The following is an 11163-nucleotide window of genomic DNA, read 5'->3' as shown; positions in this document are numbered from 1 at the left end:
GCAAGCACCCCCTGTTACCGCTCGACTTGCATGTGTTAAGCCTGCCGCCAGCGTTCAATCTGAGCCATGATCAAACTCTTCAGTTTAAATCATACAAGAACCCGAAAGCTCTTAATTCTTGCTCAAGACAAAACTCAATTTCGACGAGTCACTGTCCTGATATTTCGTATCCGAAATACCTCGGCCAGCGCCCACACGAATTACTTGGTTAACTTGTTAAAGAGCGTTTGAGCTGTGTTGCTCAACGAGGAGGCGAATTCTACATTCTTCTCCGAGACTGTCAACGCCGATTCCCAAATTATTTTTCTTTATTTCGGTTTCCCGCTATCAGGACAACCAGAACTGCTCAACCTTTGCACGAAATGTGCAAAATTCGAAATGACGCAACCTCATTTACCCCGAAACCCCTTCGCCACCAGGTACACTTCCCGGGACCGGGCCCTGGAAGAATCCGGTTTGCGCACGACTACTTTATCGAATACGGCACGCACGGCCTTCACATATTCGTCATAGCCTTCGCCGTGAAACACCTTGGCCACAAAGCTGCCTTTAGGTTTGAGCACCTGGCACGCCATATCCAGCGCCAGCTCTACCAGATACATGGACGCGGCCTGGTCTGCTGCATTCACGCCGCTGATATTGGGCGCCATATCGGAGATGACCACATCGGCACGGGTGCCGTCGAGTACGGCCATGATCTGGTCAAACACGTCCTGCTCAGTGAAATCACCCTGGATAAATTCAACACCCGCAATGGCATCCATGGGCAGTATGTCCGAGGCCACCACTCGCCCCTTGTGACCTACCAGCTTGGCCGCAACCTGAGACCAGCCGCCCGGGGCGGAGCCCAGGTCAACCACCAGCATATTAGGCTGGATCAGCCGGTCTTTGTCGTTAATCTCCAGGAGTTTGTAACTGGCACGGGATCGATAGCCATCTACTTGCGCCTGCTTCACAAAGGGATCGTTAACGTGCTCTTCGAGCCAGCGGTTACTACTTTTGGAACGGGCCATGGGGTGTCTTCTGTCTACTGCGGGAAATACTGCATTGTACGCGGCCACCCTCACTACCGCAAAAGCCGCCAAGCCTGACAATACAACGGGGCGACAGTACAATGACGCCACTGTTGCAACCGCTACCCAATGCAGGAACCCGGCCGTGAGACTGGATGACATCAAGAAACTTCACCAGAAAAAGTATCGCCAGTCGCTGGGCCACTTCCTGGTGGAAGGGGAGCACCTGGTACTGGAGCTGGGAAAAGCCGCCACCAGAAACCCGCACTGGCAAAAGGCCAGGCTGTTTGTCACCAGCAGCTATGAACATTGGCCCAGCCCCTGGCCAAAAACCATCATCAGCGACCGCCAGATGGCTCAACTGGCCGACACCAAAACTCCGCAAGGTATTCTTGCCGTGGCGCCGCTTCCCACTGATAAGGCAGGCACATCAACAGCCGGCGGGAAAGCGGTCTACCTCCATGAAGTCCAGGATCCGGGAAACCTGGGCACGATCCTGCGCACCCTGGCCTGGTTTGGCGGCATGCGCTGCCTGCTCAGCCCCGGCAGCGTCGATCCCTATAACCCGAAAGTTGTGCGCGCCAGCATGGGCGCCATCTTCCATGTTCCGCTGGAAACCGATGTAAACCTGGACACACTCCCCAGCCGTTACCCCCGCATTGCCTGCCTGGACATTGGCGGAGAGCCAATCACCAGCCCAGGCTTCCAGAGCCACGACTGCTATCTTTTTGGCAACGAAGCCCGGGGTGTACCGGAAGAGGCTCTGACCAGCCTGTGCGCCGGGCGCTTCACCATCCCCGGCGCGGCTGCGGTGGAATCGCTGAACCTGGCTTCAGCGGTGAATATGGTGGTTTATGAGTTGACCCGAAAATACCTTTAAGAGAAACCTTCCGGAGCTACTGCTCATGTACATCGATGGAAAATGGATTAGTAATCGCCCCGAATTCAACGTCACTAACCCCGCTACCGGTGAAATCATTGGGCAGGTTCCGGATTGCACTGACCAAGATACCGAAGCAGCAATAGCGGCCGCCGACATTGCTTTTAGAGAATGGCGAAAGACTACCGCCTATCAGCGCTCAAAGTTACTCTACCGGGCCTGGGAGTTGATGATTGGCCAGAAGCGCTCACTGGCCGAACTGATGACCCGCGAACAGGGCAAGCCCCTGAAGGCATCGCTGAACGAAGTGCAATATGGCGCAGACTTCCTGTTATGGTTTGCCGAAGAAGCCAAACGCATGTACGGCCAGATCATTCCCTCTGCCCGCGAGAACCAGCGCTTCCTGGTGCAGAAGTCTCCGGTTGGCGTCGTTGGCGCAATCACGCCCTGGAATTATCCGATTTCAATGATTACCCGCAAGCTGGCTCCAGCCCTGGCCGCCGGCTGCACGGTCATTCTCAAGCCCGCGGAAAGCACACCTTTGTGCGCCAAGGCCATGATGGAAATTTTTGAGGAGGCTGGTTTTCCACCGGGGGTAATCAACCTGATTACGGTCCGGAACCCCGCCCGGGTGGGCGAAGCATTCTGTACCGACCCGCGTATCCGCAAGCTCACATTTACCGGCTCCACCCCTGTCGGCAAGAAACTGAATGGGTTAGCGGCCGCCAACATGAAGCGAGTCTCAATGGAGCTCGGCGGCCATGCCCCGGCCATCGTATTCCCCGATGCAGACCCGGTGCATGCGGCCAAGGGCCTGTCTCTGGTCAAGTTCCTCAATACCGGCCAGGCCTGCATCAGCCCAAACCGGATATTCGTGCATGAAGACCATGCCAAACCCTTTATCAAGGAACTGAGCAACCGCGCCAGCCGACTTGTTGCGGGTAACGGTATGAGTGACGGCGTTGGCATTGGCCCGCTGATTAACGAAGCGGCCATTCAGAAAGTGGACGACCAGGTTCAGGACGCCCTTGCCCGAGGTGCCAAAGCTGAAACCGGCGGTCACCGCCTGACCGATAACGGGTTATCGGGTGGCCACTTCTACGCACCCACCGTGTTGTCCGGCGTAAAAGCGGATATGAAGATTTATCGGGAAGAAACCTTCGGACCGGTTGCACCCGTGATTACCTATCGCTCGGAAGACGACGTTATTGCCATGGCCAACGACACAGACTATGGCCTGGCGGCTTATATCTATAGCAACAACCTGGCCACCGCCATGCGGGCATTTGAGGCGCTGGACTTCGGCATTATCGGCATTAACGATATCAATCCCACCAGCGCCGCCGCGCCATTTGGCGGCATGAAGAACAGTGGCCTTGGCCGTGAAGGCGCCAAGGAAGGCATTGAGGAATATCTGGAAACCAAACTTGGCGGGTTTGCGATCTGAGCCTAAAAAGGCAGGGCAAGGACGCCACAAATCAGGCTGGAGGCTGCCAAAGATATCATTGAATACCTGAAACTCCAGCCATAGGCAGCAACCCGGGTGTCGTAACCGGTACAACGCTCCAATAGTAACGCGTTAGCCGAAAACGGCGTGCCGGCAATGGTAATCCCCCAGCCAGTTACAATGCCGAACCCGAGCGCCAGTAACCCGTAGTCGGGCCAGATCGGGCCGAGAATGCTGCCTGACAAAGTACCGGAAATGATCGGATTAACACCGCCGGCACCGCCGGCAAAGAACAGCCAGGGCACCAACATGGCTACCAGTGGATAAGCCCACACCGGCAGCGAGAAGTCTGAACCCATCCAGTTCAGGGCGAAGGTGCCAATCACACCCCCCAGAAAAGACGAGCCCCCCATAATCGCCAACTCATTGTTCATCATCGCCAGCGACGGTATGAAAAGCTTGCCGTCCTGAATACGGCGGTACAGCAACCCCAGAACGACTGCGGTCAGGCAACTGAGCGTCACCGCCTGGGAATAAATCAGACCGGCTAGACTGGTGAGGGCAAATGCACCAAGACATATCAGCGCGATAGTACTCAGGAATCGGACCCAGGCTGGCCCCGCTCCCTCAACAGCGCCTACCACAACCTTACTCTCCGGGGCCTCCTGCTCCCGGAACACAGCGCCGGCGACAAGATACAAAGCAGCAAACGGCAGGGAGGCTGCAATCAGCTTCCAGCTGGAAAGCCCGGGCAGAAACGTCACCACCATGACAATCGCAATAGACAGAGGCGATGCCATGGGCGATGCCCCAAATCCGCGCACCACCGCTCTGGCGGCATTTCTTGCCAGCCCACTGTCGCCCCTTTCCCTGATCTGAACACCAATCATGGTGGCAATAACGCCCACGGCGCCAAAATTCAGCGGCACCGACAAAACGGCGGTGCCAGTGGTCACGCCCAGGTAGCGATGGGCAGGCCGGCCGCTAAACAAACTTCTGGAAATGATTTTTATATCATTCGACTGGGCCAGAACGGCAGACAACAGCATCACGGTGATGATTAGTGCACCGATCCTCGCCATGTTGCCGGATGCCCGCTCGAGTGCGACCGGCTCTATCGCAAGCGCGAGCCCCCCAAGAATCAGGATCAGGCTGAAAATCACCCGAGCGACCATTCTCAGATTGGCCCAGCCAAGCACAATAGCCAGGCACGCCAGCGCGGTTGTCAGATAACTGAAGCCTGGCAGAAAAGTGAATACACCGGCCAGAAGTGCCAGATAAGTCAGAACCGTCCGGTAGCTGGCCAACCCGTCTGGTCGCAGAAACGCTGTCATCCTCGTATCACCCGCACGTTCATATTGTTGTTAAAAACATTGCCTGCAAAAAAAGACCGCCGAGACTCCTGTTCAAAGTCTGGCGGTATAAAGGAGGGTCAACACTAAACCCCGGCGCTTCAGCCCATCCCCCGGCTGAAACACAGAGGCACATCCATCAGCTACGGCTTACCCAGTACCGACGAATTGCGAACGCCAGCGAGGCAACGGTCAGAAGAACAAATACCCAGGTAATCGGACCACGGAAGAACACCGACGGGTCACCCTTACTGATCAGGATGGTCCGGCGCAGGTTGTCCTCGAACATGGGACCCAGAATAAAACCGATGAGAAACGGAGCGGCAGCAATACCAGTGCGATTGAACACAAAGCCAAGAATGCCAAATGCCAGCATCAAGCCGATATCAAAGGTACTGTTGTTGACAGCATAGGCGCCGTAAATACAGAACATCAAAACGATCGGCAGCAAAATGGTTTTAGGGATATCAGCAATCAGGGAAAAATATTTGATAGCCGCATTACCCACTACCAGCAGAACCACAGAGCTCACCAGAATCCCACAGAACAGGGCATAAACCAGCGTCAGGTTTTCCTGGAACAGCACCGGCCCCGGAGTCAGCCCGTGAATCATGAAGGCGCCGAGAATAATGGCGGTAATAACGTCCCCGGGAATCCCCAGCGACAGCAACGGAATCAGGGTAGCACCGGCAACGCCGTTGTTACCGGCCTCGGCTGCCGCAACACCCTCAACCTCACCTTTGCCGAAGTTATCCTTTCTGGGGGATGTCCGCTTGGCTTCGCTGTATGAGATAAACGCGGCAGACGTGGCTCCCGTTCCCGGGATAGCACCAATGATTACACCAATAATGCTGCCCCGGATAATGGTCTTCAGAGACGCTTTAAACTCTTTCCAGGTCAGAGACGCACCCGTAACCGCGGTACGTATGTGTGGAGCAACCTTGGACGTGTAAAAATCGATAACTTCCGGTATTGCAAACAACCCGATGAGCAGCGGTATGAACGACACCCGGTCCATCAGGTTGTAGTTATCAAAAGTCAGGCGCTGCGTGCCGTATACCGCATCCAGCCCGATGGTGGAGACGATAATACCCAGAAACGCTGCAATGAGCCCTTTGACAACAGAATTGCCTGAAACCGAAACAATAATGGTCAGGGAGAAGCAGATCAGCCAGAAATACTCCGGTGGCCCGAAATTCAGCGCAATCTTCGCCAGGTAGGCGGCAAAGAAAATCAACGCCACGTTGGAAATCACATCGGCAACCACCGATGAATACAACGCCGTTTTCAGCGCCTTCTTAGCCTTGCCTTGCTGAGCCATCGGGTAGCCATCAAGCAAGGTACAGGCCGAGGCCGGAGAACCCGGGGTACGAATCAATATCGCAGTAATCGAACCACCATACATTCCGCCCTTATAAATACCGACCAACAGAAGGATCGCGGTTACCGGCTCCATGGAGAAGGTAAACGGCAGGGCGAGCGCAACCGCCATAGTTGCCGTCAACCCGGGGATGGCACCCACCACAACGCCAATCAGAACGCCGACAGCTATCGCTATAAAATTATCAACGCTCAGAAAGAGCGACATAACTTCTGAAAAATTTTCCATCTCTGGCACCCAAAGCTTTTGGACCAACGCCCGCCCCAACTGACCGGAGCCTGCGCATACTTAACGAGTTTTTGCTGGCTTCAGAACCAGGCTTCCCACAGCTCCCCAACAGGCAGGGGCACATTCAGCAGGTAAATGAACAACATGGTCACAAGCACCGGAAAGGCGATCGCGAGCAGATAGATCAGCGGATTACGCAGGCCACTGGCCAAAAACAGCAACACGCAGGCAAGCACACCACTGCCGATGGCACCCAACTGCTCAAAGAAAAACGCATAGACAACACCTGCCCCTACCATCAATGCCTGACGAATTAAAGACACGCCTCGGCGAAGCTCATCTCCAGGCTCTCGCTCGGGCGGAACTCGAAGGCCGGAGACCATCAGCACAAGAGACAGAACCAGCACTGACCAGCCGGCAACCTGCGGCAAGAATCGCGGCGACAGCAGCGGATGCTGCATAAACGGAGGCGCTGAAATGTAGCTGGGGATGATGTAATAAAGAAAAACCAAGGCCAGAATAAAGAATACCGCACCCACGATTGTATTCGGATTGAGTCGGCCGTAATGAGTTGCCGGCGTATCGGCACTCTGGTTCTCGGAGATAGCCATGATAAAACTCTCGACAGTATTCGTTGATAAAGAAAAGGCGGGCCGGCCTGTCAAACCGGTCCCGCCCAGCGCAAGATTGATCAGCGTTTCAGGTTTGCCTTCTCAGCAACGTCTGCCCACTTTTCAAGCTCGTCAGCAACGAAGGCACGAAACTCGTCACCAACCTCTTTACCTGCTACCGCACCAAACTGCGGCAAGAAGCTTTTAAAGTTTTCGCTTTCAACAATTTTCTCGAGCGCAGCCTCAAGCTTCGCCTGCGCTTCCTCGGGGAGCGATTTGTGAGCAATCAGGCCAAACCAGGCCGAAGTCACGTAATCGCCAAGACCAAATTCAGAACCAACTTCCTGCAGCGTAGGAACCTCCGGCAGGAATTCTGAACGCTCAGCAGTGGTTACCGCCAGGGCCTTGAGCTTTCCGGATTGGATATGGGGGTAAACCGTCGGCATATTTTCAAAGGCCACGTCTACATCACCTGCCAACAGCGCCGGCAGTGCTTCACCTGAACCCCGGAAGGGGACGTGAATCAGGTTAGCCTGGGTCAGGTTCTTGAACAGCTCACCAGACATATGGATCGAGCTGCCGATGCCTGGGGAACTGAACGACAACTGCCCTTCACGTGCCGCAGCAACGAACTCTGCAACAGAGTTATAGGGACTGCTTGCCGGCACAACCATCACGTTCGGGATGTCGATGACATTACGAATGAACACGAAATCCTCAACCGGGTCATAGCGAAGGTTGGGATAAATCGACGCGCCGATGGTGTGCCCCGGGGATGCCATCACCAGCATATGATCAGAGCCACGGCCGCCACGTGCCAGCTGTGCTGTTGCAACAGTGGAGCCCGCACCTGGACGATTCTCGACAACAACGGTGGTGAGTTCTTTCTGAAGCAGGTCTGCCACCTTACGGGAGAGCAGATCTGTAGTGCCGCCAGCCGAATACGGTACGACCAGGCGAATGTTATCACTCGGCCACTCTTTGCCATGCGCAACTCCAGTCATGGCAATAGTGACAGATGCAACGGCTGCAACAACCGCGGATTTGAACAGTCTAGTTGATGTACTAATCATCTTGTCATTGTCCTGCTTATCTTTGGTTCGATTATCGAACATATGTTCGTATTGTCGAACGCCAATTTCACATAATACGCTTGTTCGTGCAAGTACTTTTACGAACAAAATCTGATCAATTGAGGGTAATACGACTAATAGACGGGCTGATGCAAAGAGGCAAAAAAGACAGGGGAAAGGAAAACGCCGAGGCCGGTATCAAGTACACCGGCTCCGGGCATGAACAACTTCAGGGCAACACGGCCGCTATGTTACGAGCAGCCGCCTTCATTATCGGCACATACTCATCAACGATTCGCTCCAGGGTGACAGAACTGACATGGCTGCTGGAGTTAAGCGCAAACCGCACCTGCCCCCTCCGGTCAATTACAGGGACTGCCACAGCACGCATACCCAACTCCAGCTCCTGGTCTACGATCGCGTACCCTTGCTCTCGAACCCTTTCAAGCTCCACTCTCAGTTCGTCCGGCCCCTTGGTATTCGGTGTATGCTTCTCAAAACGAGACTTTTCGAACACCGCCTCCAGTTCTGGCTTCTGCAAATACGCCATCAGAACGCGACCACCGGAAGTGGCATAGGCCGGCAACCTCGCACCAATCTGCAGATTGATCGGAATCAGGCCCCTGCGCGGAATACGAGCCACATAGACGATGTCTGCCCCATCCAGAACGAGCGCAGAGCAGGATTCACCCAACTCGTACGCAACCTTTTCCAGGTGGGGGGTTATGGTTTCCGAGAAGTCCAATGACGCAAGGTAGGCATATCCAAGCTCCAGCACCTTGGCCGTCAACCTGAACTTTTTGTCCTCCAGAGACACATAACCCAGTTTCTGCAGAGTCAACAAAAAACGCCGGGCTGCCGCTCTGGACAACCCGTTTTTCTCGGCAACCGCAGACAACGTCATGGACGGGTTTTCCGTATCAAAGGATCGGATAACTTCCAGCCCGCGCGCAAAAGTCGTCAGAAACTCCTTGTCAGCTCCTGACATATCCTTGTTTTGATCAGTCATGAAAACGTTCCGTAAAGCTGAGGTAAAACAACATCACCCCTTATTGGCGCTCCAACTATCCAGTGTTTTCCCTTCAAGAGCCAGTTGTTCCAGCAAAGGAGCTGGCTGCCAGTAATCCGCCCCGGTTTTGTCACGCAGCGCACAGATGCAGTCGTACACTTCCCTGAGCCCCATCTGGCTTGCCGTGAACATGGGGCCACCGCGGAATACCGGGAAGCCGTAGCCATTCACATAAACTACATCAATGTCACTGGGCCGTTGCGCTATTCCTTCACCGAGAATGTGGAAACCCTCGTTAATCAGTGCCATCAGGTGCCGGTCAAGAATTTCCTGATCAGTCATGGTCCGGCGCTGCACGCCGTGGGCCCTGGCCTGCGCTTCAATTACTTCCAGAACCTCTGGATCCGAAGACCTGGCCCGGGTCTCTGGGTCGTAGCGGTAGTATCCCGCTCCGGATTTCTGCCCCAAACGTCCCATCTCGACAAGCGCATCAGCAATGCAATAGCTGCGGGGGTCGCCTTTTTGCTCAGGAGTCAGGGCCTGACGGGCCTTATAGCCGATATCCAGGCCGGCAAGGTCACCAACCGCAAGTGGCCCCATGGCCATACCAAAGCGCGTGAGAACACCGTCAATCTGCTCAGGTGACGCCCCCTCAATCATCGACAGCTGGGCTTCCCGCGCATAGGGGCGCAGCATCCGGTTGCCGATGAAGCCGTAACACACCCGAGCCAGAACCGGCACCTTACCAATTTTCTTGCCCAGCGCCATAGAGGTCGCAATCACATCCTCAGATGTGGCGTCGGCGCGAACCACCTCCAGCAGGCGCATCACATTCGCCGGGCTGAAAAAGTGCAGCCCGACCACGTCCTGCGGGCGCGAAGTACAGGCAGCGATTTCGTTCACATCAAGGTAAGAGGTATTTGAGGCAAGAATGGCCCCGGGCTTACACACGCGGTCAAGCTCACCGAAAACCTGCCGTTTCACATCCATGCTTTCAAACACGGCTTCGATAACCAGATCGACATCGGCCAGGCTGTCATAGCTCGTGCTGCCAGTAATCAGGGCCTGACGTTTATCCGCCGCCTCCTGCGACATCTTGCCCTTACTGACCGTGATGCCGTAGTTCTTGCTGATCATCGCAAGGCCACGATCCAGCGCCTCCTGGTTAAGCTCCAACAGCGTTACCGGGATTCCGGCATTGGCAAAGGTCATTGCGATGCCACCACCCATGGTGCCGGCACCGATAATGCCAACACGGTTGATGGGTTTCGCCTTTGCATTTTCGTTAAGGTCTTCAACAACTGCGGCCTTGCGCTCGGCAAAGAACATATGTCGCATGGCGGCCGCCTGGTCAGAGCCGACACACTCAACAAAACTCGCCCTTTCGAACTGCAGACCGTCCTCAAAGGGTTTCGAGACCGCCGCTTCCACACAATCAACAATCTTCTGCGGAGCAACCTGCCCACGCCGGCGCTTGGCCATGTTCTTGCGCCATACTTCGAAGACATCTGCATCGCTTTCGGCAGCAGGCACCTCCAGGTCTCTGACCCGGCGCAGCGGCGCGCCCTCTTCCAGAAGGGATTGAGCATATGCCAGGGCCGAATCCTGCAGGGGCTCCTCAACCACACGGTCAATCATGCCCAGCTCCAGAGCTTTCGGCGCAGCCACTCGCTTACCAGAGGTAATAACATCCAGGGCCGTTTCCACGCCGACCAGTCTGGGCAAACGCTGTGTGCCACCGGCTCCAGGCAAGATACCCAGATTAACTTCCGGCAGGCCCACAGCCGCCGTATTCAGCGCGCAACGATAGTGACAGCTGAGCGCCAGCTCAAAGCCGCCACCCAGAGCCGTGCCGTGTAAGGCGGCAATAACAGGCTTTGCGGAAGACTCAATGGCTTCGTTCACTTCCGGCAGGGAGGGAGCCATAGGCGGTTTTCCAAACTCCTTGATATCCGCTCCGGCCACAAAGGTTCGGCCCTCACAGATCAGGACAATGGCCTTTGAGTTGTCCGTCTGAGCGTTTGTAATGGCGCTCATCACGCCCTCACGCACTTTTTGCGACAGGGCATTTACCGGTGGGTTATTGATGGTAATAACGCCGAAGTCACCAACCAGCTCATAAGTAACCAACATACGGAATTTCCTCTTCTGATAAAAAAAGAGCCGATC

The 11163-nt window shown here is 55.2% G+C and carries 9 protein-coding genes and 1 rRNA gene; 2 read left to right on the top strand and 8 right to left on the bottom strand.

Going from position 1 to position 11163, the window contains the following annotated elements; translation table 11 throughout:
- Positions 1–86, bottom strand: a 16S ribosomal RNA gene (locus H3Z84_RS14150); the annotation flags it as partial.
- 303 nt (positions 87–389) lie between these two features.
- Positions 390–1013, bottom strand: a complete 624-nt coding sequence (gene rlmE, locus H3Z84_RS14145) for a 23S rRNA (uridine(2552)-2'-O)-methyltransferase RlmE (RefSeq protein ID WP_094624538.1) — start codon at positions 1011–1013, stop codon at positions 390–392.
- Positions 1014–1158: 145 nt separating this feature from the next.
- Here rlmE and H3Z84_RS14140 point away from each other — a divergent pair, with 145 nt between their 5' ends.
- Positions 1159–1893: a TrmH family RNA methyltransferase gene (locus H3Z84_RS14140; RefSeq protein WP_199457899.1), complete on the top strand. Its 735-nt coding sequence runs from the start codon at positions 1159–1161 to the stop codon at positions 1891–1893.
- Positions 1894–1918: 25 nt separating this feature from the next.
- The gene (locus H3Z84_RS14135; RefSeq protein ID WP_199457898.1) at positions 1919–3340 is read left to right on the top strand and encodes an NAD-dependent succinate-semialdehyde dehydrogenase; all 1422 of its coding nucleotides are present in this window, start codon (positions 1919–1921) and stop codon (positions 3338–3340) included.
- A gap of 2 nt (positions 3341–3342) precedes the next feature.
- Here the strand turns inward: H3Z84_RS14135 and H3Z84_RS14130 are convergent, their stop codons facing one another.
- From H3Z84_RS14130 to H3Z84_RS14105, 6 genes are all read right to left on the bottom strand, one after another.
- A complete protein-coding gene (locus H3Z84_RS14130) occupies positions 3343–4674 on the bottom strand; it encodes a hypothetical protein (protein ID WP_199457897.1) in 1332 nt (443 codons plus the stop codon).
- 157 nt (positions 4675–4831) lie between these two features.
- Entirely contained in the window at positions 4832–6301 is a 1470-nt protein-coding gene (locus H3Z84_RS14125; protein WP_199457896.1) for a tripartite tricarboxylate transporter permease, read from the bottom strand.
- Positions 6302–6381: 80 nt separating this feature from the next.
- On the bottom strand, positions 6382–6912 hold the full coding sequence (locus H3Z84_RS14120) for a tripartite tricarboxylate transporter TctB family protein (RefSeq protein WP_199457895.1): 531 nt from the start codon (positions 6910–6912) through the stop codon (positions 6382–6384).
- Positions 6913–6992: 80 nt separating this feature from the next.
- On the bottom strand, positions 6993–8027 hold the full coding sequence (locus tag H3Z84_RS14115; RefSeq protein ID WP_228285860.1) for a Bug family tripartite tricarboxylate transporter substrate binding protein: 1035 nt from the start codon (positions 8025–8027) through the stop codon (positions 6993–6995).
- 187 nt (positions 8028–8214) lie between these two features.
- On the bottom strand, positions 8215–8994 hold the full coding sequence (locus H3Z84_RS14110; RefSeq protein ID WP_199457894.1) for an IclR family transcriptional regulator domain-containing protein: 780 nt from the start codon (positions 8992–8994) through the stop codon (positions 8215–8217).
- 33 nt (positions 8995–9027) lie between these two features.
- Positions 9028–11127 (bottom strand): 3-hydroxyacyl-CoA dehydrogenase NAD-binding domain-containing protein, encoded by a 2100-nt coding sequence (locus tag H3Z84_RS14105; protein ID WP_199457893.1) that lies wholly within the window; start codon positions 11125–11127, stop codon positions 9028–9030.
- Positions 11128–11163 lie beyond the last annotated feature (36 nt).

Source organism: Marinobacter sp. bablab_jr003, assembly GCF_016464245.1.
GTDB classification, from domain to species: domain Bacteria; phylum Pseudomonadota; class Gammaproteobacteria; order Pseudomonadales; family Oleiphilaceae; genus Marinobacter; species Marinobacter vinifirmus.
Note: the sequence above shows the minus strand (reverse complement) of the source record. Positions and strands in the feature narration are given on the sequence as shown.

Bases quoted from the DNA above. Each gene is read 5' to 3' on its own strand.
- rlmE (WP_094624538.1), bottom strand. From the start codon at position 1,013: ATGGCCCGTTCCAAAAGTAGTAACCGCTGGCTCGAAGAGCACGTTAAC.
- H3Z84_RS14135 (WP_199457898.1), top strand. From the start codon at position 1,919: ATGTACATCGATGGAAAATGGATTAGTAATCGCCCCGAATTCAACGTC.
- H3Z84_RS14130 (WP_199457897.1), bottom strand. From the start codon at position 4,674: ATGACAGCGTTTCTGCGACCAGACGGGTTGGCCAGCTACCGGACGGTT.
- H3Z84_RS14125 (WP_199457896.1), bottom strand. From the start codon at position 6,301: ATGGAAAATTTTTCAGAAGTTATGTCGCTCTTTCTGAGCGTTGATAAT.
- H3Z84_RS14120 (WP_199457895.1), bottom strand. From the start codon at position 6,912: ATGGCTATCTCCGAGAACCAGAGTGCCGATACGCCGGCAACTCATTAC.
- H3Z84_RS14115 (WP_228285860.1), bottom strand. From the start codon at position 8,027: ATGTTCGATAATCGAACCAAAGATAAGCAGGACAATGACAAGATGATT.
- H3Z84_RS14110 (WP_199457894.1), bottom strand. From the start codon at position 8,994: ATGACTGATCAAAACAAGGATATGTCAGGAGCTGACAAGGAGTTTCTG.
- H3Z84_RS14105 (WP_199457893.1), bottom strand. From the start codon at position 11,127: ATGTTGGTTACTTATGAGCTGGTTGGTGACTTCGGCGTTATTACCATC.